The sequence below is a fragment of the Streptomyces sp. HB132 genome (assembly GCF_016909575.1).
Classification (GTDB): Bacteria; Actinomycetota; Actinomycetes; order Streptomycetales; family Streptomycetaceae; genus Streptomyces.
Map to the genome: position 1 here is coordinate 379,312 of NZ_JAFBGA010000008.1, position 21,440 is coordinate 400,751.

General features: G+C 68.0%; 17 protein-coding genes and 4 pseudogenes. 6 read left to right on the forward strand and 15 right to left on the reverse strand.

Annotated features, from left to right (window positions below; translation table 11 throughout):
* Nucleotides 1–21 precede the first annotated feature (21 nt).
* The 4 genes from JOC24_RS20285 to JOC24_RS20300 form a co-directional block, all read right to left on the reverse strand.
* Nucleotides 22–1,470, reverse strand: a complete 1,449-nt coding sequence (locus JOC24_RS20285) for a Gfo/Idh/MocA family protein (RefSeq protein ID WP_205021757.1) — start codon at nt 1,468–1,470, stop codon at nt 22–24.
* Nucleotides 1,471–2,404: 934 nt separating this feature from the next.
* Nucleotides 2,405–2,629: a hypothetical protein gene (locus JOC24_RS20290; RefSeq protein ID WP_205021758.1), complete on the reverse strand. Its 225-nt coding sequence runs from the start codon at nt 2,627–2,629 to the stop codon at nt 2,405–2,407.
* Between the two features lie 118 nt (nt 2,630–2,747).
* The gene (locus tag JOC24_RS20295) at nt 2,748–4,799 is read right to left on the reverse strand and encodes an APC family permease (RefSeq protein ID WP_307792737.1); all 2,052 of its coding nucleotides are present in this window, start codon (nt 4,797–4,799) and stop codon (nt 2,748–2,750) included.
* 180 nt (nt 4,800–4,979) lie between these two features.
* The gene (locus JOC24_RS20300) at nt 4,980–5,612 is read right to left on the reverse strand and encodes a hypothetical protein (protein WP_205021759.1); all 633 of its coding nucleotides are present in this window, start codon (nt 5,610–5,612) and stop codon (nt 4,980–4,982) included.
* 202 nt (nt 5,613–5,814) lie between these two features.
* Here JOC24_RS20300 and JOC24_RS20305 point away from each other — a divergent pair, with 202 nt between their 5' ends.
* Nucleotides 5,815–6,303: an SUKH-3 domain-containing protein gene (locus JOC24_RS20305; protein ID WP_205021760.1), complete on the forward strand. Its 489-nt coding sequence runs from the start codon at nt 5,815–5,817 to the stop codon at nt 6,301–6,303.
* A gap of 590 nt (nt 6,304–6,893) precedes the next feature.
* On the opposite strand, the gene JOC24_RS20310 is transcribed toward JOC24_RS20305, so the two are convergent.
* Nucleotides 6,894–8,258: a cytochrome P450 gene (locus JOC24_RS20310; RefSeq protein ID WP_205021761.1), complete on the reverse strand. Its 1,365-nt coding sequence runs from the start codon at nt 8,256–8,258 to the stop codon at nt 6,894–6,896.
* A 527-nt stretch (nt 8,259–8,785) separates the two neighbouring features.
* Here JOC24_RS20310 and JOC24_RS34245 point away from each other — a divergent pair.
* Nucleotides 8,786–9,268 carry a helix-turn-helix domain-containing protein gene (locus tag JOC24_RS34245; protein WP_374104514.1) on the forward strand — a complete coding sequence of 161 codons (483 nt, stop codon included), beginning with the start codon at nt 8,786–8,788 and terminating at the stop codon, nt 9,266–9,268.
* Between the two features lie 386 nt (nt 9,269–9,654).
* Here the strand turns inward: JOC24_RS34245 and JOC24_RS20315 are convergent, their stop codons facing one another.
* The 3 genes from JOC24_RS20315 to JOC24_RS20325 all read right to left on the reverse strand — a co-directional run bounded on the left by JOC24_RS20315 (nt 9,655) and on the right by JOC24_RS20325 (nt 12,169).
* Entirely contained in the window at nt 9,655–10,266 is a 612-nt protein-coding gene (locus JOC24_RS20315; protein WP_205021762.1) for a TetR/AcrR family transcriptional regulator, read from the reverse strand.
* A gap of 62 nt (nt 10,267–10,328) precedes the next feature.
* A complete protein-coding gene (locus tag JOC24_RS20320; RefSeq protein ID WP_205021763.1) occupies nt 10,329–11,045 on the reverse strand; it encodes an ABC transporter ATP-binding protein in 717 nt (238 codons plus the stop codon).
* Entirely contained in the window at nt 11,042–12,169 is a 1,128-nt protein-coding gene (locus tag JOC24_RS20325; protein WP_205021764.1) for an ABC transporter permease, read from the reverse strand. The genes JOC24_RS20320 and JOC24_RS20325 overlap by 4 nt, the downstream gene beginning before the upstream one ends.
* 209 nt (nt 12,170–12,378) lie before the next feature.
* On the opposite strand from JOC24_RS20325, the pseudogene JOC24_RS20330 reads away from it, so the two are divergent.
* A pseudogene (locus tag JOC24_RS20330) lies at nt 12,379–12,831 on the forward strand (IS5/IS1182 family transposase); the annotation flags it as partial.
* A gap of 67 nt (nt 12,832–12,898) precedes the next feature.
* Here the strand turns inward: JOC24_RS20330 and JOC24_RS20335 are convergent.
* Entirely contained in the window at nt 12,899–13,192 is a 294-nt protein-coding gene (locus tag JOC24_RS20335) for a hypothetical protein (RefSeq protein WP_205021765.1), read from the reverse strand.
* 456 nt (nt 13,193–13,648) lie between these two features.
* Between JOC24_RS20335 and JOC24_RS33425 the strand changes: the two are divergent.
* Nucleotides 13,649–13,750: pseudogene (locus JOC24_RS33425) on the forward strand (ATP-binding protein); the annotation flags it as partial.
* On the opposite strand, the pseudogene JOC24_RS20345 reads toward JOC24_RS33425, so the two are convergent.
* The 4 genes and pseudogenes from JOC24_RS20345 to JOC24_RS20365 all read right to left on the reverse strand — a co-directional run.
* A pseudogene (locus tag JOC24_RS20345) lies at nt 13,740–14,243 on the reverse strand (DnaB-like helicase N-terminal domain-containing protein); the annotation flags it as partial. The pseudogenes JOC24_RS33425 and JOC24_RS20345 sit on opposite strands and share 11 nt — an antisense overlap.
* A complete protein-coding gene (locus tag JOC24_RS20350; protein WP_205021767.1) occupies nt 14,240–14,470 on the reverse strand; it encodes a hypothetical protein in 231 nt (76 codons plus the stop codon). The pseudogene JOC24_RS20345 and the gene JOC24_RS20350, both read right to left, overlap by 4 nt.
* Nucleotides 14,467–15,021, reverse strand: a pseudogene (locus JOC24_RS20355) (TraG/TraD/VirD4 family protein); the annotation flags it as partial. The gene JOC24_RS20350 and the pseudogene JOC24_RS20355, both read right to left, overlap by 4 nt.
* 1,033 nt (nt 15,022–16,054) lie before the next feature.
* On the reverse strand, nt 16,055–16,246 hold the full coding sequence (locus JOC24_RS20365) for a protein kinase family protein (protein WP_205021790.1): 192 nt from the start codon (nt 16,244–16,246) through the stop codon (nt 16,055–16,057).
* 125 nt (nt 16,247–16,371) lie between these two features.
* On the opposite strand from JOC24_RS20365, the gene JOC24_RS20370 reads away from it, so the two are divergent.
* A complete protein-coding gene (locus JOC24_RS20370; RefSeq protein WP_037659766.1) occupies nt 16,372–18,684 on the forward strand; it encodes a molybdopterin-dependent oxidoreductase in 2,313 nt (770 codons plus the stop codon).
* A 139-nt stretch (nt 18,685–18,823) separates the two neighbouring features.
* Nucleotides 18,824–19,375 (forward strand): EF-hand domain-containing protein, encoded by a 552-nt coding sequence (locus JOC24_RS34040; RefSeq protein ID WP_030125649.1) that lies wholly within the window; start codon nt 18,824–18,826, stop codon nt 19,373–19,375.
* A 643-nt stretch (nt 19,376–20,018) separates the two neighbouring features.
* Here JOC24_RS34040 and JOC24_RS33435 read toward each other — a convergent pair.
* Both JOC24_RS33435 and JOC24_RS33440 read right to left on the reverse strand, forming a co-directional pair.
* On the reverse strand, nt 20,019–20,483 hold the full coding sequence (locus JOC24_RS33435) for a low temperature requirement protein A (protein ID WP_307792738.1): 465 nt from the start codon (nt 20,481–20,483) through the stop codon (nt 20,019–20,021).
* Entirely contained in the window at nt 20,474–21,229 is a 756-nt protein-coding gene (locus JOC24_RS33440) for a low temperature requirement protein A (RefSeq protein ID WP_239580696.1), read from the reverse strand. Before JOC24_RS33440 ends, JOC24_RS33435 begins: the two co-directional genes overlap by 10 nt.
* Nucleotides 21,230–21,440 lie beyond the last annotated feature (211 nt).

Here is a 21,440-nt window from a genome sequence, read left to right on the forward strand (position 1 = left end):
CCGGCGGTCCGGGCCGCCGGGTCAGGAGACCGGCGGCATGTCCGTGCTGCGGGAGTCGAGGCCGGAGCGGAGGTTGACCCAGCTGCCCCGGGTGAAGTCCGGGACGGAGACCGGACGGCCTTCCTTTTTCAGGGACATGACACTCAGGGGGACCGGTGCGCACCAGGAGGCCGAGTCGTACACGTCGATGTCGGGGACCAGCCCCGCGCGCATCAGCTGCACCGTCCGCCACTGCAGGATGTAGTCCATGCCGCCGTGGCCGCCGTTCTCGGCTTCGTCGCCGAGCTCCTTCCACAGCCAGTGGTCGAACTCCTTGCGGTACGCGTCGAAGTCCCGCCAGGAGTGGCCACCGTGGTCGGGCTCGACGTATATGCGTCCACCGGTCGCCGACGTACCCGCGTAGTCCTCGAAGATGCCGCGGCTGCCGGCGAGCGAGTTGATGCGGCTGTAGGGGCGGGGCGAGCTCACGTCGTGCTCGGCCCTGATGGTCCTGCCCTTGGCCGTCTCTATCGCGCAGCTGACCAGGTCGCCGTTGATGTAGGTCTCGCGCCACGAGGGGTGCGACTTGGGGACGAAGCGTTCCCGGTAGTCGGCGAGCCCCTTGGGCGCGGTCGCGGTGGCCTTCAGCGTCGTCATGCGGTCGCCGCGGTTGATGTCCATGGCGGCGGCGATCGGCGCGAGGCCGTGCATGGCGTAGAAGGAGGCGGTGCTGCGGGTGTGCCAGCGCCGGCGCCACGCGTCGGTGTAGTACGTGTCGGAGAAGAGCAGTTCACGCAGGTCGTGCAGATAGCCGCCGTGTCCGTTGGTGACGTCACCGAACAGGCCCTCGTGCGCCATCTTGAGCATGGCCAGCTCGTTACGGCCGTAGCTGCAGTTCTCCGACAGCATCAGGTTCCTGCGGGTGCGCTCCGAGGTGTCCACGAGATCCCACAGTTCGCCGACCTCGGTCGCGATGGGCAGCTCGACGACGACGTGCTTCCCGGACAGGAGTGCGGCCTTGCCCTGTTCGTAGTGGAACTCCCAGGGCGTGGCGATGTAGACGAGGTCGATGTCGTCGCGTCGCAGCATCTTGGCGTACGCGTCCGCCGATCCGCCGTACTCCGCGGGGCGGGGTTTGCCGTCGCCCACCAGGCCGTCTGCCGTGCGCTTGGCGCGGTCGGCGCGGATGTCGCAGACGGCAGTGACGACGCAGCCGGGGATGACGGACCAGCCCGTTGTCATGCCGGAACCCCGGTTGCCGAGCCCGATCACACCGACCCGGACGGTCCTGTACTCCTCGAACGGCACGTTGATCATCGACTTCTGGCCGGGACGGCGGCCCGGGGCCGCGGTTTCCGCCCCCGCTGCCGACGGTGAGCCGCTCGTGGCCGCGGCCGCACCGGTGGCCGAGCCGAGGCCGGCCGCGACGGCTCCTGTGGCCAGCGTCCCTCCGAGCATCGAACGGCGTGAGAGGGCAGGAATTTCGGGCATGGCGAGACACTCCTCGATACGTGACCGGCAGCACTGGCGGGGACGACTCTGGCCGTGACGCCAGTTGCATGTCAATAGATGCTCGAAAGAACGGTGTTACGAACAAAATCAAGCATTCGGCTGCGGTGCGGCAGTGCCGTCCATCGCGGGGGCGGAACTCGTGCACTACGTGGTGAATTGCGTGAGTCCGTTCGCCTCTGGTGCACCCTTTCGGCGTGCTCGCGCGCATCGCGGAACCGCACCGACTGCGGCGTCGGTGATGGTCACGATCGGCGCCTCCGCACTACCGGGACCCGGCCACTCCAGCGGACCCGACACTGTTCCTCGTGACAGCGGGTGGTGCGCAGGCCGGACGCCGGGGGCGGGGACCGGCTCCGACGCACCCGTAGCCGCGGAGGGCCGGGGAAGGGACCGGCGGGCGGCGCAGTTGGGCCGTGCCCGCGCCGGCCACGGGCCCTGCGCGTTCTCGGCTTCGGCGCTGACGTATGTGGCGAAACGGCCGAGGGCGGTGCCGTGGCATCGGATCCGAGCCTCGTGGAGCGCCGATTTTCAGTGGCCGGGGGTCACCACTCCAACGGCGATCCGGTGCCTGCCGCGACGGACGTCGCAGGCGCCCGGCCCCGGTAGAGGGCGCGTCCGTCCAGGACGTGCGGCTCCGTGGGGCATGGTGTTCCGGTCGGCGGGGCGGGAGTACGCGCTGCGCGCGGATCGAACCCTCCGGGGTGGTCATCCACGACGCGAGCAATATCGCGGGTCCGCTTCGCGAGGGAGCCCGGCGCACTTTTCGCCGCGGCCCGCCCCGCGGCTGCCGTCGACGTCGTGTCGACCGCGCCCGCCCCGCCCGGCCCGCACGCACGGTCGGCCCCGGGACGGCATGGGGCCGACCGTCAGCGCGTCCGACCTCCTTGATCTCCTCTCCTGCGGACCGGTCGGCTCAGGCCGCTGTGTACCGGTGGGCCGCGGTGCCTTCCCAGGTGATGAGGGCCCGGCTGTCGAGGACCCGCTCGGGGTCCTCGAGTCCGGCGTCGGCGAGGAAGGCGATGAGTTCCTGGTCGCTGTGCGCGATCCCGAGGCGTTCTTCGCGACCGTTGATGTGCACCGTGACGAGCCGTCCCCCGGACGGGCTCGGTGAGTGGATGACTATCGGGGCGTTTGCCATGGTCCAATTTTTTCCCAGCTCGACGGGGCGCGCTCCGTGTTCTGCTCCATACGCGTTACGGCGCCCGACCTCCGTGGACGAATCCGCCGCCCGGAGGCCGACGGGCTCCCGGGGTCTTTCATTTCGCGCCCGGACCTCGTGACGAGGTGTGTGCCGTGGTGTGCCCGGCCTCGTTCGGAGGCTCTCCGCGGCGGACCGAGCCGGGGGCACGGGCGATGGGCCGACGAGTGCCGGTTGCGGAGGAGAGCTGCCAGGGGACGCTGGTCACGGTGACACCTGGAGTGAAGAGCAGACGGCTCTTGAGCCAGAAGGCGGTCTGGTTGTGGAGGAGGTTCTCCCACCAGTGGCCGGCGACGTACTCCGGGATGAAGACGGCGATCACGTCATGAGGTCCGTCACGGCGGACCGAGCGCACGTACTCGACCGCCGGTCTGGTGATCTCCCGGTACGGCGAGCGAAGCACCCGGAGAGGCACCTGGATGTCGAACTCGTTCCACTGCCTGCGCAGAGCGGCCAGGGACTCCTGGTCGACCGCGACGGTGAGCGCTTCGAGGTGGTCGGGCCGGAAGGCGCGGGCGTAGGCGAGGGCTCTGAGGGTCGGCCGGTCGAGCCTGACGACGAGCACGACGGCCAGGACCCGCGTGGGCGGGACGCTGTCCTGCCGCGGATCGGTCACGGCGAGTTCCGCGGAGGTCCTGTCGTACTGCCGGCGGATGCCCCGCATCATCAGCCACAGGACGGTCGCGGCGACGACGGCCAGCCACGCCCCCTCGGTGAACTTGGTGGCCAGCACGATGACCAGAACCAGCCCGGTGACGAGGGCCCCGGTGGAGTTGACCGCCCGCGCCAGGTGATGCCGACGGCGCTGCACGTGGTCGGTCTCGGTGAGCAGTCCGCGGTTCCAGTGCCGGACCATCCCGGTCTGGGAGAGGGTGAAGGAGGTGAAGACGCCGAGGATGTAGAGGTGGATCAGGCTGGAGACGTCGGCCCGGAAGCCGTACAGCAGGAGCCCGGCGACGACTGCCAGGGCGATGATGCCGTTGGAGAAGACGAGCCGGTCGCCGCGGTTGTGCAGCTGACGCGGAAGATAACTGTCCTGGGCGAGGATCGAGGCGAGCAGGGGGAAGCCGTTGAAGGCGGTGTTCGCCGCGAGGATCAGGATCAGGGCCGTGACCGCCTGGATGTAGTAGAAACCGAAGGTGGTCGAACCGCCGAACACGGCCGCGGCGAGCTGTGCGATGACGGTGCGCTGGGTGTGGCCGGCGCAGTCGGTCAGTCCGGTCAGCCGGCACGCGTCGTCGGCGATGTGCACGTCGGTGATGATCGCGAGTGTGGTCACGCCCGCGAACAGGACCACAGCGATGACACCCATGGCGGCGAGCGTGTTGGCGGCGTTGCGCGCCTTGGGCTTCCGGAACGCGGACACCCCGTTGGAGATCGCCTCCACGCCCGTCAGCGCCGTGCAGCCGCTGGAGAAGGCGCGGAGCACCAGCATCACCAGCGCGAGCCCCGCCAAACCCTGGTCGCCCGCCTGCGGGGTGATGCCGTACCGCGCGCTCTCAGCGACCGGGGCGTCCCCCAGGACGTAACGCAGCAGCCCGGTGCCGATCATGATCAGCACACCGCCGATGAAAAGGTAGGTGGGAGCGGCGAACAGCCGGCCCGACTCCCGCAGGCCCCGAAGGTTCAGCGCGGTGAGCAGGGCCACGAAGCCGAGCGCCATCAGCACGCGGTACTCCGCCAGGGAAGGCAGCGCGGAGATGATGTTGTCCACCCCGGAGGCGACGGAGACCGCCACGGTCATCACGTAGTCGACCAGCAGCGAGGCCCCGACGACCAGACCGGCGGAGGGGCCCAGGTTGGCCGAGGCGACCGCGTACGATCCGCCCCCGCTCGGGTAGGCGTGGACGACCTGCCGGTAGGAGAGCACCACCACCGTCATCAGCGCGACGACGGCGGCCCCGATCCACGGGGTGAAATGCAGGTAGGCCAGTCCACCCAGGGTGAGGACCAACAGGATCTCCTGGGTGGCGTAGGCCACGGAGGACAGCGGGTCGGACGCGAAGATCGGCAGGGCGAGCCGCTTGGGCAGCAGCGTCTCACCCAGTTCCTCACTCCGCCGGGCACGCCCGATGACCAGACGCTTGACGATCTCGATAGCCGTCGGCACGCCGCGATCGTAGACCGGCTCCGCGCGGCAGCAGGGCTGGCGCGCAGCCGATGTGGGAGAACCCTCGAACCGAGGACCCGGTTCGCGACGCGTCGGCGCCGTTCGCGTGGTGACCCACGTCCTGCCGTCGGACCCGGTGGGGGCGAGGAGCGGGGCACGATGGGCGGGTGTCGTGCAGACCTACGGCTCGGCGACCGCCGGCGGCGGTGTCACGGACGGCTCGATGGTCGACCGGATGTATAGCCGTGTCGTGCCGGGCTCGAACTCGTGCATGAACAGGTCGATGCAGCGCTGAAGCTGTGCGCCTTCGGGGGTGTCGAGCCCCTCGGGGCAGAGGCCGGTCTTCCGCAGATCGTGGGAGAACGTCTCCGGCTCCGGCAGCCCGAGATGGGTGAACGTGGCAGCCGGACGGTAGTCCTTCTCCTCGACGAGGGTGTTTCCCAACATTTCTATGCCGTCCGGGACGAGTCGGTCCGCATAGGTCTGAGCTTCTTCGCTCGGCAGGACGAAGGAGAGCAGTCCCGTGTCGTAGCGCTGCCCGACCTTGTAGCCCGCGCGCCGGTCCGAGGCGTGTTCCGGGAAGCGGATACCCATCTGTCCGCCCATCCAGGCCGGGGTCGCTCCCTCTTCCCAGCAGCAGTTCATCTCCTGGTCGAGCAGATCCGACTCCGCGCGGTCGGCCATCCACCATACCGCGCCGACCACCGCGGCGGCGGCGCTGCAGAACACCAGAGCGACTATGCCGAGGGCGACGGCCAGCGGAAGTGGTGGCTTGGGCTGTTCACCCTCGTTTTCATGAACGAGACTGTTCATTCGAGTCCTCACCGCCTTTCCCGCTGCTCAGGAGCCGAATCTGCGCGATCGCCGTCACGCGCCGGCTCGTCCGGCTGCGGCAGAGGTGGATGATGAGGGGCGGACACGCCACAGATCGTAGCGGGGGACACCCGCGCACGACGAGGCGTCAGGTCGCGCCGCTTCCGTTGATCGATGGTGCGGCGCAGGCAGGCGAGGACAGGTGCCGATTCTTTCCACGGCCGAAGAAGTGGACGCGTGGCTGGCGGAAGCCGGGTGGTGCCCGGGCCGCGATGTCGGGGAAGGGGCGTCAGCAAGGGTGATTTCCACCGTTGTTGAGCGCTATCGTTCCTGTGGTGTGGAAATCGAACCTTCTGTGTCTGCTCTCGCCTTCATCCGGGAGCACGCGTTCCTCCGCGCCGTCATTGACACCGCACCGGAAAACCTCGTGATCTTCACGCCGCATCTCGTATTCAAGGGGGATGCCGAGGAAATCTCCGAACTCGCCGTAAGCCTCGGTGGGCGGCTTTTCCCAGTGGGGTATGACACGTATGACGGGTCCACCGTACTCGTGGACGACAACGGGCGATTCTTCTTTTCGCACCACACGGGGGCGTACTACCTCGGGCGTGAGAAACATGAGGCATTGATGAGCCTGATGAGCAGTGAGATGGAAGACGCGGAGGACCACTTCGTCCGACAGCGGGGCTGACCCTCTCCCTGACGGCAGGTGCTTCGGTCGAGGTGCGGACCGCGGCCCAGGCTTGCCCTGAGCGCCTGGCGCGACGAGCCCGCTCCGTAGGAAGCAGTGCCCGCTGTCTGTTCCGTACGAAGCCGTGTCCCTCTGCAAAGGGACGTTGACCGCGCCGCGAAGGGACGCTGACCGCGCCGCGCACGGTCGCCCGGTGGGCCACATCCCCATCGGGACGACTACCGCTACCGCCGAGGAGCCCAACTGCCCCCGATGCTGTCAGGGCGTGCTGCGTGCTCGCCCTCCTGCCCCGAGGAATTTGTGACGGCCCACGGCTTCGAAGAGCTGGTAGGCGAGCACGGCTCCTTGGTCGAGCAGGGCCTGCTGCGGTTGACGATCGGCGACTACGTCGCAGTCGGCCGCATGTACCCGTCGACCCCGCCGTCCTGTTCGTCAAGGGCAGCGCCGACCTCTCCTCCCCGGGCCGAAGTGAGGTGAATGGCGTCCTCGGTGATCGTCGCCCGAGGTGGGAGTGGCAGCGTCGGGTGGCGTCGTCGTGGAACCCTCGGAGGGAGGGGGTGCGGCATCGCGCTCTGCGCGCCGGCTCTGGTTCAGAGTCCTGACGCGTCCGGTCGCCTCGTCTCGGCGACCATACGTAGCCATGAGGGGTGAGTGGTGATGGCTCCAACTGGTCGTACGACGGGCCCCTGGGCCAGCCGAAGCCGCCAACGCGAGCCGACGATTGCGGCGATGGAGATCGCCTCGGTCACCGCGAATCTGTCACCCATGCACATTCGTTTACCGGCGCCAAAGGGGATGAAGGCGTTCGGCGGCGGTTGGACGCGCTCCGGAAGCCACCGGTCGGGGTCGAAGAGCTGCGGGTCGGGATACAGGGAGGGATCCCGGTGCAGTGTGTAGGGGCTGAAAATCAAGTCCGTTCCTGCGGGCAGGTCGAAGCCGCCCAGCTCCACATCCGAGGTGGTCCGCCGAGTCACGAGCCATGCGGGGGAGTACAGACGCAGAGTCTCCGTGACGAGTCGCCCGGTGAAGGCGAGTCGGGGTATGTGCTCGGCTGTGAGTGGAGCACCGTTGAGTACGGAGTCGATCTCGCTGTGCATCCGTTTCTCGAGGTCGGGGTTGCGCGCCAGTTCGTAGAACAGCCACGCCATGACGACGGCAGTCGTCTCGGATCCCGCAGCCAGCAACCCGGTGATCTCGGACAGGACGTCGTCTTCCTCCAGGGGCGCTCCATTTTCATCAGTGAGGTTCAGGAGCAGTGACACGACGTCGTCGAAGGCGTCAGGCCTGCTCCTGTGTGCACTGATGATGTCTTCTACCGTCCGCCGCAGAATGTCGCCGGCCTCCTTGAGCCGGCGGTTGCCGGGTGTCGGTAGGCGTTCCAGCAGTCGCAGAGGAAGGAAAGCACGCTGGAGGGCGGCCATGAAGACCGTGTCGACGCTCCTGAGGATCTTGCCCGCCGCGTCGCGTGGCGGGTGCGAGGAAAACAGCGTCTCAGTGATCACCGACTGCGTGATCAACTGCATCTCTGTTTTGAGGTCCAGTGTCGCGCCATCACGCCAGGGCGCAATGGTCTGCTCGATGGTCTTCACCATCGAGTCGACATAGCCGCTGACCTGCTTGTGATGCAAGGAGGGTTGCACCAGCCGCCGCCGCTGCAGATGTCTTGCGCCTTCCGCCACGGGCAGGGCATCCTTGCCGAAGAGTTTCAGTTTCGCAAAGAGGATGCCCTTGTCGAGGTGTTTCGGCAGGTGCCCGGTGAGCAATTCATGAATGAGGTCTGGGTCGTTGATCACCATCAAGGGCCTCGGTCCCACAGATATCCGCACCATGGGTCCGATATGGCGCAGCCCTTGTAGGAAGTGGAGGCGGGAGCTTCCGCCCGCGAGGGACAGAGCGTGTCCGAGGAACGGTAGCCCCCCGGGGGCCACTGGCGGAAGTTGGGGCTGAGCAGTCACGGGAAGTTGTTCCCTTCTGCGCCGTGGATGGTGTTTGCTGGACGAGGCTGAGGACGTGGGTGCGATCGATCTCCGCGTCAGTGCAGCGCTGCAGTCTTTCCGACTCGGAAGGCCCAGCGCGATCGCAGGGGCACTGGTGCTACGCCTCCAGAATGAAGAAATGGGCGCTGTTCAGGTGTGGGCGTTCGCGGGGGCCTTTCATGCCCTTTCCGTTTCCTTGAAGAACGTTCGCGGTGGCTCTGGTCCACTTGCTGCGCCTGTGATTCCAGGATGCGGAGCGGAGGATTCCTGATGGGGTGCCATGTCGCTCATCCCTGGTTATCTTTGCGGTTATGGGTTTTCCACGCACATGTCGGGCATGTGCGTGTACATGTCGCAGGTATTCACGGAGTGGAGTGTAACGATCTCCGAGCCTGACTAAGGGCTTTCCCGTAAATGATCTACGAATGGGAACAGGGCCGCCCACTGGGGCTTTCGGGTCGTCGTCGGGTGGTGACGGTTTATGATTTCTGCGGTACGCCAGTGGGGTGAGCTATTCGGAGGGCGGGGGCCTGACCGTTGAGCGTCGGGCGTTTCGTGACGAGGTCCGGCTTCAGGCCGGTCAGCGGTTCTCTGCGGGTGCGAAGGCCTCGGCGATCGCTGAGGGCTCGCGAGTGGGTGTGCGGTCGGTGGAACGCTGGCGCCGTGCCTGGCGTGAGGGCGGCATGAAGGGCCTGCGTCTACTCAAGGGCGGCCGCAAGAGCTGCTCCTGGCAGGACTGCCGAGACCTCCTGGTGCGGGGCGCACATTCAGCTCGACGAACCGATCGTGGTGGTCTGGGAGAACCTCAACACCCGTATGCCGGCGGGCTGAAGCGGCACGAGGACGAACACGGCTGGCTCACCACCGCCGGCTTCCGCCGCAGCACCCGACCTGAATCCCGTCGAAGCTGTCTGGTCACTCGTGCGCAGAGCCATGGCCGACAACCTCCTCACCACACCCGACGACCTCGACCGCAAGTTCCGCAGTGAGCTGAGCAGAAGTCAGCTCCGGCCCCGTCTCATCGATGGCTGCCCCACCGCAACAGAACTGGCCATCACCCCATCGACCCCGCCTCGCGAACCTCAGTAGCCGGACTCGGATGCGCGGTGATCCCGAGGCGCTGAAAGACCGCAGTGAACCTCTTCGAGTCGGCCACGACCGAGTGATGGGCCGTGAAGCGCAACAAGTGAGGCCCCGGGGCTGGTGATCGAGATGTCTGACGTCTCGATCACATGGCTCGGGGGCCTCGTTGGTCATCCATCCTGCCGCACTCGACCTGCCGATCGCCGGTCTCCCTCACGGGTGATGATCAGCATGGTGACCCACTCCACGAGTGCAGGCCGGTCGGCCGAGATCCTTCGGCGGTACGAGGGCTTCAGGCCCCTTCCTCCTGTGCGCGGGCGGTGCTGCCGGCCGGAGTGAGGCAGCGGCGCACGAGTGCGAGGGTGCGCTGCGTGACCGTATCGAGGGGGGTGCCGTTCTCGACGGCGGCCAAGGCGGTGTGCAGCATTCCGGCGATCAGGTCAGCCGTGAGCGCGGGCTCAGGAGCGCCGAGCTCCCGGACAGCGGCGCGGAACGGTTCGACCTGCTCCAGGTGGAGTTCCATCAGCCGCTGCCGGCAGGCCGGAGGAAGGCCGGCGTTCATGAGGGCGACGGCGGGCCGGTGTGCGCCTTCGGCGCCCAGGCGGAGGCTTTCCCCGAAGAACGCCTCGACGCGTTCCAGTGGGCCGCTCGCGGCGGCTACGGCGCGGGTGAGTGCCTCGTTCGAGCGCCGGAAGGCTTCCTCCGTGATGGTGGCCAGGAGGGCTGCCGAGGAGTCGAAGTACTGGTAGACGCTGGAGCGGGCCAGGCCCGCGCGGGCGCCGACCGCCGCCGGTGTGACGGCGGCGGCGCCCTCGTTGACCAGGATGTCGATCGCCGCCCCGATCAGCGCCTCGCGTTGCTGGGCGCGGTGCTCGGCGACGGTGGAGGCGTTGATCTTCGGCATGCGGGGCGGACTCCTGAAGGGGTGGACAGGGCCGGGAACGCGGTGCCGGTTGGCGGCCCCCGTCAGGACAGGCGGCCGTCGACCATCTCCTGGACCCGGTCGGCAGCGTCCATTATCGCCGTATCGTGGGTGACCATGACCGTGGCCGTTCCGCGCTCGTGAGTCTGTTCGGCGATCAGCCGCACCGCCTCGGCGGACCGTACCCGGTCCAGTGCCGAGGTGGGTTCGTCCACCAGCAGGACGGCGGGGGAGGTCATCAGAGCGCGGGCCAGCCCCGCGCGCTGACGCTCGCCGCCCGACAGCTGGTGCGGACGGGACCCGGCGCGGTGGGTCAGTCCGACGGCTTCGATGAGTTCGTCCGCGCGGGCCCGGGCAGTGGTGTCGAGGCGGCCGTCGATGTGCACGGGCAGCAGGAGCTGTTCCCTCACGGTGAGGGAGGCCAGCAGGTTCGACTGCTGGAAGACGAAGCCGATGTGCCGAAGACGGGCTGCGGTGCGTGCCTTGTCCGACAGAGCGGTCAGCTCGGTGCCGGCGATGTGCACGGTGCCCGAGGTGGGCCGCTGGAGGCCGCCGGCGACGGCGAGGAGGCTGGACTTGCCGGACCCGGAGGGGCCGACGACGGCGACGAACTCGCCAGGGGCGACGGTCAGGCCGACGTGATCGAGGGCGGTGACGGCAGTATCGCCGTCACCGAGGGTGAGGGTGACGTCGTCCAGGCGCAGCCCACCGGAGCCCGCGGTGTTCGCGGCGGCCTGGTGGTCGGTGGCGGGTGTGGTCATCGGGTGGCTCCCAGAGCGGTCAGGGGGTCGACGGCGGTGATGCGGCGGACGGCAACGACGGCGCCCACGGTCCCTAGGCCGATGAGGAGGCCCGAGGAGGTGGCGATGGCCGGGGCGGAGAGGGAGAAGGGGGCCTTGCCGATCATCGCGCTGCCCAGGGCCAGGCCGACGGCGGTGCCGAGGGCCGTGGCTCCGACGAGCACGGCGACGACCTGGGCGAGCGCGTCGCGCAGGATGTATCCGGTGGGGGCGCCCAGTGCCTTCATCAGAGCGATCTCGGGCTTGCGCTGGACGGTCCAGACGGTGAAGAACGCGCCGACGACCAAGGCGGAGATGACGTACAGGAATCCCTTGATCAGGGCCATGGTGCTCGACTCGGCCTCGTAGCCGGGGGACGCGTCGAACGTGGCCTCCTTGGTCTCGGCGAGGGTCCCGGTTGCCTTTTCCACCGCCACGACGTCGGCGCCCGGCGTCAGGGTCAAGGCGACGGCTGTGGCCTGCCGGCTCGCGGCCTCGGGCAGGTCGCCGGGCAGGCCGAAGTGCAGATGCCGCCACGTGCCGAGGTCCGCGTAGACGACGCCGATGTGGCCGTAGGAGACGGTCTCATCGACCAGTCCCACGACCGTCAGCCGCACCCCGCTCCGGTCCGCGATGAGCACATCGCCGATCTCCACGCCCAGGTCGGCGATCTCCCGGGTGATCACGATGCCTGCGCCGCCCTCCTTCAGGCCCTCACCCTTGCTGGGGCTGGGTGCCAGGGGGGATTCCGGTGCCATGCCGAAGACGGCGAGGTTGACCTGCTCGCCCTTCTTGGCACCCTGGGTCACCTGGGCATTGGCCAGGGTGTTCCCGAACGGCTCTGCCTGCTCCACTCCTGGGGCCTCGGACCACGCCTGCCAGTCCTCCTGCTCCACGGTCGAGCGGGAGAACTGCTCGCTGGTCGCCTTCTCGTCGAAGGCCATGTGGGTCACGGGCAGCGCGCGCAGCCCGGATATGCCGGCGTCCGCCAGACCGGAGGCAAGCCCGGACAGAAGGACACCGAGCACGGCGATGAGCGCGACCACCGCACCCATCAGGGCGAAGCGACCGCGGGCGAAGCGCAGATCGCGTAGGGCAAGGAACACGGAGCTCTCCGAGCGATGAAGGGGATGAGGACACGACGAGCCGGACACGCCGTAGCTTTGCTTAAACTTGACGACGTGAGCGTCGGTATCTTATCCGATGTTGCCGACACACCTGTCGGTACGTTGTGCCGCGTACGCCGGCCGGACCCTCCAGCCGGACCGCCCCCGTGCGGGTGCGGCCCGGCTTCGCCTGAGGTTTGTGCCGGTCTCACCGACCGACCGAATCGCTCACGAGGCTTGGTCACCGAGCTGTTGATCTTGAGGCCGGAAGCGGGCTCGCGGGTGAAGGCGGCTGCCGGCCAGTGGTCTTCCTGCTCACTCCCGGCCGGTGGGGTGATGCACCGCAGATGGTCGAGGTCCTCGGCAGGGTCCGCGTTCCCCGCCCCCAGGGCGGACGCCCCCGCACCCGGCCGGACCACTTGGGCGACGACAAGGCATACAGCTCGCGTCGGAACCGGCGCCACCTGCGAAGACGCCCGATCGAACACACCGCCCCCGAGCCGAAGGACCAGCGGGCCAACCGCAAACGTCGCGGTAGTGGGGGCGGCCGGCCCACTGGCTTCGAAAACGAGATCTGCAAACGCCGCAACGAAGTCGGGCGAACGATCAACCGGCTCAAGAACTCCCGGGCCGTCGCCACCCGCTAAGACAAGCGGGCCTAGGTCTCCCACAGCACCGTCACCACCGCGGCTGTCCGGCTATGGCTCCTGGGGCTGAGCCGGCTGACTCTCAGTCCCCCAGGAACCACAGGTACAGGCCCCGGCCGTCGAGAACCATCCGCCCCAGCTCGACCAACTCGCGCACGACCGCATCAGTCACCACGCCCGCAGGCAGTCGCGGTACCTCCGCCAACAGGGTCGACACCTGCCGGTGGTTGAAAACGGTGTCCGCGTACGGCAGCAGGTGCCCCAGCATCGGAAACGCTGACTGATCAAGACCAGCCAGCTCAGAACCCCAGACCACACCGTGCTCCGCGCGGGCCTCTATCGTGCCTTTCTCGCCTCGGACCTGGAGGTTAATCATGGTCAGACCCTATGGCCTCATGATCCGCCGCACGGGGCCCAATGCCGGGCGGGCACGGTCTCGGGCGTCCCGAGGCCAGCTTCGATGCCTCCGGGCCGCCCGCTCCTCATGGCCTCGGAGCCCCAACTCGAAGTACCCCGTGCGCCTTGTTCACGCGCGGCTGGGAAGCCGGAACTCACCTCGCGACAGCCTGTCCCAGCAGTCACCCACGCGCGCGCGACATCAGGGCGCGCCGCTGCCTCGGATGGTCCCGACGACGTCAAGGGCGTGGCGGGTGGACGGCCCGGAGATGATCCCAACGACAAGCACGACACTGCCGCCGATGATGGATCCCTCGATGGACGACGGGAGGTTGAGCAGGGTGATACCCACGGTTGCGGCAGTGCCCAACACCACGGCGGCAATCCAGCGCAACAGGCCACGGTCCCGTTGTGGGTTGATGTCCTTGATGACCCGGTCAGCCGCTGCCCGCTGCTGATCATCGACGACCTCGGCGCGGCCAAGGCGAGCGAGTGGGTCGAGGAAGTGACGTACCGGCTGATCAACCGGCGGTACAACTACGAACCGGTCGAGGGTCGGTTCCCCAGCGTCGTGCAAGGTCGGTGAGTAGGCCGGTCAGGACGTCCGCCGTGCGCAAGGCTCCCTCGACCTCGCCCTGGACGGCGTCGGCCCGAGCCGCTTGGTGGAGACGGATCGCGTGCTGGGCGACGGTGCGGTGAATCGCCCCCTCCAGCACCATGCGTCCGTACACCGGAGCATGTTCGGTTCGGGGACACGCCTGGATCAGGGTGTGGGCGTACGCCGCGGTCAGCCCGCGCACGTGCTGTCCGGCCTCCTCGACCGCGTCGGTCACCCACGACAGCGGCAACGGACCAGCGGCCGAGAGCGCGGGATGCCCGTCGTTGCGCAGCTTGCGGAGGGCGGCGAACAGTGCCTGGTGGACGGGCCGATAGAAGTGGTCCGCAGCGAGCCACTCCAGGTGCGTGAGCTGCTCGGGGTCGAGGAGTGCGGCGCCGAGGACCGCCTGCTCGGCACTCATCAGCGGGTTCACCGTCGGCCGCCGGGATCAGCGGAGGGCGTCTCGTCCTGCCGGATATGGAGGTTGGCGACTGCCTGGTCGGCAGCGGCCATCGACAGGGCGAAGTCGTCCAGGGCGGCGGTGAAGGCAGGGTCGGAGGCGGGGATCGAGCCGGCCCCGCCGTCAAGCCACCACCGGCCACCGCGCAGAACGACCGGAGTGTGGGCCAACCGCCCCTGCTGTGGTGTGGGCGCGCTCATGCTGACAGTCCAAGATCGTCCTGGCCGATGTTCTTCGCGAGGGCACGCTCGGTGATCGCCTTCGTGGCGCGAGCGGAAGCCGGGCCGACCACCTTGGCGGAGGGCTCCTTGTACCAGGGCTTGAGGTTGAGCATGGCGACCCGGATGCCGGTGGCCAGTAGCAGCACCTTGCCCTTGGGCAGGCGGATGGCGTCCGGCGGCAGGATCCGCTCCGTGCGCATGCTCACCGAGGTGGACTTGCCGCCCTCGCTGGTCGACACCGAGGTGGTCTGGACGTCGTGGTCGCCCACCTGACGGCTGAGTCGGTCGGCGAAGTCGGCGTCGTCGATGCCAGATCCGATGATCTTGATGGTGGCGGCGGAGTACAGGGCGTCCATACCGGCCTCGCCCCAGCACCGCTGGCCCTGACGGTAGGACTGCAGGATCGTCATCGGGATGACGCCTCGGCTGCCCAGGTGGCTGTAGAGATCAGGGAGGTCCGAGATGCGGCACACGTTCGCCGCCTCGTCGAGGACGCACAGGGCGGGCGGGTCGAGTCGCCCGCCGGAGCGAGCCGGATGTTGTGCTGCATGGCCGCACCGACGGCCTCGCCGATGCTGGAGTAGTACTCGGGCACGTTTGCCTCTTCGGGTGAGTGGTCTTTGACAGGTGAGTCGAGCGGGGACGCGCGACGTACTGGTGGCCGACGGCGAAGAGAGCCGCCGGGGTCACCGTCGGGGCGTCGCGGCGCGCGGCGGGTCGTAGTGAGCGGCGCCGTCTGGGAACTGGACGCCGAGGAGACCTTGGCCTGGTTCGCCGCAGGAGAAGTGGCCAGAGCGGCATCACGGTGATCACGGACGGTCCGTGCTGCGGAGTAGCTCGTCGAAGCGGCGCCGACGCGGCGTAGCTCGGCCTCGGAATCGACGAGTTCGGACTGGGTCGAGCTGATGAACTCCGAGGCGAAGCCGAACCGGTCGGCGAGCGCATACGCGTCCTCGTCCAGGTCGTTGGCCTGTTCTCCCGCTGCTTCCAGTGCCTCCCTGACACGCTCCAGCGCACCGTGCTCGGGGTGAAGGAGGTGGTCGACTGCCCGCTGAAGGCTGGCTCCGTCTTCGGCCGCACGGATCTGGTCCGTGATGCTGAGAAGTTCGGCTCCGGCGGCGTAGGGCCCCAGCGCATGCACCGGAGGGCTCAGCCGGGCCGTATCGAGAGACGGCGGGAGGGTGACGTCATAGCGAGCGGCTCGAAGCATCTCGGCCGCATGGCTGGCGATGGCGACCTGGTCGGCGAGCGGAGTGGTGGTGGGCAGGCGATGGCGTCGGCCGTGCCAGTCGTCGATCTGCTTGAAACCGGCGTGACGGAGGAGCTGCGCGGAGAGGTCATCAGTAGCGCCCTTGGCAACGACGCTGCCGCTGAACTCGGACGTGATGGTGATCGAGGTAGGCACGGAAGTCTCCGGGGCAGAGGGAGCGAAGGACCCGTTGGAGGTGGGCCAGTGGGCAGAGCATCCGGCAATTCCGGGGTTTGGTCCGGCCGAGAATCGCTGGTAGAGGCCGCACGGTGGCGGTCAGCCGGGTGCCCCGCCGCAGCAGGGCACCCGGTCGGTCAGAAGAAGGGATTCTCTGTCGGCCGGTCGGCCCCGGTGGCGGCTCGGAGCAGTTCGGTGAGGTCTTCGGGCTCGGACGACCTCTGGTCTATCCACCACCCGGCGCGGGTCACCGTACGAGCGTTCTCCTCGATCTCCGCCCAGTCCGCTTCGCTGGTCGTTGCGTCGAAGGGGGTGCTGCCGAAGAGCACCCCGGGGGTTGGGCAGCAGACCGCAAGGGAAGTCTCTGCCCCGCGGAGCTCCACTGCAGTGGGGCCCCTGCGCCGTAGGCAACGCTGCCCGAATGCAGGGAAAGCTTCAGGGACGGAGTCGATGCATGGTGGAACGACGCATGTCGGTTGCGACCCACTGGGGCAGTTTTGTCGCGGTGGTCGACTCCGGGCGGCTGGTGCGCATCGAGCCGAGGGGCGATGACCCGGCGCCGTCGCCCATCGGCCCCGGAATGGTGACAGCCGCCGATGACCACGCTCGCGTGTTGCGCCCCGCGGTGCGCAAAGGCTGGTTGAACGGCCTGCCGCGCGCCCACGACACGGCCAGAGGCGCGGACGGCTTCGTGGAGGTGAGCTGGGACGACGCTCTCACCTTGGTCAGTGATGAACTGTCTCGGGTGCGTTCGCAGCACGGGGACAGCGCGGTGTTCGGCGGGTCCTACGGCTGGGCCAGCGCGGGCGCCTTCCACAACGCGCAGGGGCAACTCCACCGGTTCCTGGCGTTGGGCGGTGGATACACCGACTCCCGCAACACGTACAGCACTGCGGCTTTGGAGGTCATCCTCCCGCATGTGATCGGCGGGCATCCGTGGAGCTACCAGTCGCGGATGCCGATGTGGGACGAGATCGCCGAGAACTGCGAGCTCGTGGTCGCGTTCGGCGGGCTGGCCCTGAAGAACAGCCAGATCAACCCTGGTGGGCTGGCCAGGCACCAGACGCAGGACCTGCAGCGCCGGTGCCGTGAGGCAGGGGTGCGGTTCGTGAACGTCAGTCCCATCCGCAGCGATGTCGCCGGCTTCCTCGACGCCGAGTGGCTGCCCGTCGTCCCCAACACCGACACCGCAGCGATGCTCGGCATCGCCCACACGATGCTGGTCAACGGCTGGCACGACGAGGACTTCCTCCGCCGGTGCTGCACCGGGTTCGACCGCTTCGCCTCCTACCTGCTCGGCGAGCTCGACGGCACCCCCAAGGACGCGGCCTGGGCGGCGGAGATCACGGGCATCAGCCGTGACGCGATCATCGACCTCGCTCGGCGTCTGACCACCCAGCGCTCGCTCATCATGGTCAACTACGCGGTGCAGCGGGCAGACCACGGCGAACAACCGATCTGGATGTCCGTCGTGCTGGCCGCCATGGCGGGCTCGATGGGCCAGCCTGGCGGCGGCTGGGGCGCGGGTTACGCGACGATGGACGCGACCGGCGTCGCCCCTGGCCGCCCCTCGGTGGCGACGATACCGGCGGTGTCCAACCCCGTTGCGGACTTCATCCCGGTCGCGAGGATCGCCGACACCCTGCTGCATCCGGGGAAGACCATCGACTACGACGGACAGCGGCTCACCTTGCCCGAGCTGCGCCTCGTGTATTGGTGTGGAGGAAACCCGTTCCACCACCACCAGGACCTGCACCGGTTGACCCGCGCCTGGCAGAGGCCCGACACGGTGGTCGTTCACGAAGCCTGGTGGAACACCACGGCTAAGTTCGCGGACATCGTCCTACCTGTCGCTACCGGCCTGGAACGCGACGACTTCGCAGCCGGCTTCTCTGACCCCCACCTCGTCGCGATGCCGAAGGTCCGTGAACCGGAAGGCGAGTCGCGCACCGACCACCACATCTTCGCCGCCTTGGCCGCCCGGCTCGGATACGAGGAGGAGTTCACCCAGTCGCGTTCCGAGATCGAATGGGTTCGTCACCTTTACGAGCAGACGAAGACAGGGCTCGGCGACGAGGCCGCCTTGCCAAGCTTCGAGGACTTCTGGCGCAGCTCCACTGCTGAGCTGCCGGCGCTGGCGGGACCATTTCCCGGGAGCTTCGAGGCGCTCCGCTCAGATCCACAGCGTTTCCCTTTGCCGACGCCGTCGGGCCGGATCGAGATCTTCTCCGAGGAGATCGACTCGTTTGGCTACGACGACTGCGCCGGGCATCCGACGTGGGTCGAACCGACGGAGTGGCTTCACGCTGATCTGGCGGACCGATTCCCGCTGCACTTGATCTCGAATCAGCCCGCCTCACGCCTGCACAGTCAGTACGACAACGGCGGCCGCAGCCTCAGCTCAAAAATTCGAGGGCGTGAGCCCGTGACGCTCAATGCGGCGGACGCGGCGTCGCGCGGCATCGAAAACGGCATGATCGTACGGGTCTACAACGACCGGGGGAGCTGTCTCGCGGGCGCGGTGATATCGGACGACGTCATGCCAGGCGTCGTACAACTGTCCACCGGAGCGTGGTGGGATCCGGTCCAGCCGGGCCTGAGCGGAACCTTGGACCGCCACGGCAATCCGAACGTCCTCACGGCGGATCGACCGTGCTCGCGCCTGTCCCAAGGGCCGAGTGCCCTCAGCGCACTGGTCGACGTCGAGCTGTACGGCGATCCCCCTCCCGAGGTGCTCGCCTTCACACCCCCCGATCTCGAACACTGACACGAAACCTTTCGGCCTCTCTTCGGGCTGGTTTCGTCCCTGCATCGTGGCGTGTGCAGCACAGGCTGCCCGTGTCCCGTCGAGAGGCTCTCGGCTTGCCGTTTGCGCTTGCGTAACGGCATGAATACTGTGCGCATTTGTGACTGCACTTCAAGACCTCAAGTACGGCCAGTGGTTCAGGGGCGCCGACGTCGACGGCGACGGATTTATCACTCAGCAGGACGTCCGCATGATGAGCGAACGCTACGTCGCCGCCCGTCGCACCACGCCGGACTCTCCGGCCGCCCACCTGCTCACCCAGGGGATGGACGGGTTCTGGACGAAGGTGATCGCCCCCATGGACCAGGACGGTGACGGGAAGGTCGATCTGCGGGAAATGACCGAAGGGTTCAAGCGGGTCCTGACCGACCCCGCCCTCTACCCGGAACAGATCGAGCCGGTCACCAACTGCTTCTTCGACCTCGTCGACCTCAACGGAGACGGCAAGATCGACCAGGCGGAGTTCCGGCAGATGTTCGACGCGGTCGCCGGCGTGCCCGGCGAGGACTGCGCCGCGGTCTTCGCCGCCTTGGACCGAGACGGCTCCGGCGCACTGGACCGGGCGGAATTCCACCAGGCGCTCACCGAGTTCTTCTACGGCAACAACCCGAACGCCCCTGCCAACCACCTGTTCGGGAAAGTCGCCGCCTGACGGCTATGAGTACGGCCTGGGACCTGCACGCCCACAGCAATACCGGTGTGGGCGTGCAGCGTGAATACCTCTGGCCAGGACAGCTCCACTGGAATCGATCTTCAGCGAGCTCGCGTCGAGCAGGGGGAGACGGCCGGGCACCTGGTGGCGGGCCGACGGATGAGGGGTGGACGATCCTTGCCCGCCGCTACCTCTGACCCACCCCGAGACTCCGCCGCGGCATTGTTGCCGCGCTTCCCGGTTGCCGGATCGTCACCGTGGTTGGGCCCCGATCCGGCAGCCCCCACCACTCCCGGCCGACACCCCCACAGCGCCATGAGTACGAAGGGCCCCGACCGCTCGGGAGGCCAGGGGCCTTCGCCTCGGGGGAAATGGCGCGTCTCCGACGCCGCGCAGGAATCGGAGCCGCGAACCGCACAGGACCCAACGTGGGGGTCCAGCCCTGTGCGTGCGTCACGCCCTCAACGCGTACAGGCGCGGCAAGGACACGGCTCAGATGCGCTCGTGGAGGTGGGCTTCGAGGAGCGCCTGTCGGGTACCCGGCGTCCGGCTCAGCGAGCGGGCCCGGGGAGGGCCGAGCCACGACGGCGGCCCGTACCACCGGTCACCTGAACCAATCGAGGTCCCCGCCGGCGTCTACTGCCTACCGAGCTCGTCGAGCATCTGCTGTTGGTGGCGGTGGCCGATCGTCTCGTAGCCGATCACGGTGACGAAGGGCGCGAGCATTTACCACGAGCAGGCACACCGCGATGGCCACGCCAGCGGCGGCCAGGAGGACGGCCGTGAGCAGTTCGGCGATGGTGAGGGCGATCAGAAGGATGTGGAAGCGGTCGGCCGTGGACAGCAGCAGGGTGTGCAGGAGGTAGATCATCAGCATGTAGAGGCCGACGGGGAGAGCGAGGGCGAGGACGACGGCGGTGCCGGAGATCTTGGCGTGGTGTTCCATGTACAGGCCTGCCACGTGCAGCCCGGCGCCGGCTCCGGCGACGCCGATGAACAGGGGGATGTGGCCGTAGCCGAAGAGGTATCCGCGGCCGCGGCGGTGCGCCAGGATGTCGCCTAACGGCGTCAGGAAGTACATCCACCACATTCCGAAGGTCAGGCCCACACCGGCAATGACGACGGCGATGGCGTTCCAGGTCCAGTGCGTGCCGCCCCGCCGCCCAGGAGGTCGCCGGAGGAAGCGACGGTACCGACGACGCCCTCGCCCAAGACGATGATCGCGAAGAGTCCGTACCGTTCGGCGACGTGGTGCGGGTGCCAGGGCGTGTCACCCGCGGAGCCCTGCGCAAGCACCGGCAGGGCGATTTCGAGGGCGCCCAGGACGGCAAACGCAACGAAGACGACGGCGATCGGCATGTGGACGAAGGCCACTATGATCCACCCTGCCTGGACGATCAGCGTCCAGCGGATGTTGGCCATGCAGGCACCGTGGAATGATGGTGCCTCCCGGGCGGCGCGCCACCACTGGAACACTATCGGGATCCGCATCACGACGTAGCCGATGACCATGGCCCGCAGTTCGAGGTGGCCGCCCTCCTCGACGGAGTGGAACATCGCGGGCAGGCCGAGCGAGAACACGACGACGCCGGCCATCTGCAGCATCGTCACGACCCGGTAGAGCCAGTCGTCGGTGGCGAACGCGGAAGCGAACCAGTTGAAGCTGATCCAGGCGACGCTGATCGCGAACATCGCCAGGACGAACGCGATGACCGCCTGACCTGCATGCCCTTCAGCGACCATCTCAGCGAACTGGAACGCCGCCGTGCCGACGGCGACCACGAAGGTCAGGTCGAAAAGTAGCTCCAACGGCGAGGCCGTCCGTCCGTGCTCTTCCGGGTCACGGCCGGTCATTGGGACCAGCCGTCGCGACAGACCGAGCTTGCCGGACGTGCTGGTGGGTCAGGGTTCATTCATGTGCAGCAGTATTTCTGACGCTTCTCGTGCCCGTTCGACCGCACTGCCGGGGCAGCGGCGAAGTTATGTCCCGGCCGGGCCCACCATGATGGGGCCTTGGAGGAATCCTGCCCGCCGATAGCCGGGGCAGAGAGGCGCACGTTGCATG

Excerpts from the sequence above, each read along its gene's own strand:
- JOC24_RS20285 (WP_205021757.1), bottom strand. The coding sequence starts at position 1,470 with ATGCCCGAAATTCCTGCCCTCTCACGCCGTTCGATGCTCGGAGGGACG.
- JOC24_RS20290 (WP_205021758.1), bottom strand. The coding sequence starts at position 2,629 with ATGGCAAACGCCCCGATAGTCATCCACTCACCGAGCCCGTCCGGGGGA.
- JOC24_RS20300 (WP_205021759.1), bottom strand. The coding sequence starts at position 5,612 with ATGAACAGTCTCGTTCATGAAAACGAGGGTGAACAGCCCAAGCCACCA.
- JOC24_RS20315 (WP_205021762.1), bottom strand. The coding sequence starts at position 10,266 with ATGCCGAAGATCAACGCCTCCACCGTCGCCGAGCACCGCGCCCAGCAA.
- JOC24_RS20320 (WP_205021763.1), bottom strand. The coding sequence starts at position 11,045 with ATGACCACACCCGCCACCGACCACCAGGCCGCCGCGAACACCGCGGGC.
- JOC24_RS20335 (WP_205021765.1), bottom strand. The coding sequence starts at position 13,192 with ATGATTAACCTCCAGGTCCGAGGCGAGAAAGGCACGATAGAGGCCCGC.
- JOC24_RS20350 (WP_205021767.1), bottom strand. The coding sequence starts at position 14,470 with ATGAGCGCGCCCACACCACAGCAGGGGCGGTTGGCCCACACTCCGGTC.
- JOC24_RS20370 (WP_037659766.1), top strand. The coding sequence starts at position 16,372 with ATGGTGGAACGACGCATGTCGGTTGCGACCCACTGGGGCAGTTTTGTC.
- JOC24_RS33440 (WP_239580696.1), bottom strand. The coding sequence starts at position 21,229 with ATGACCGGCCGTGACCCGGAAGAGCACGGACGGACGGCCTCGCCGTTG.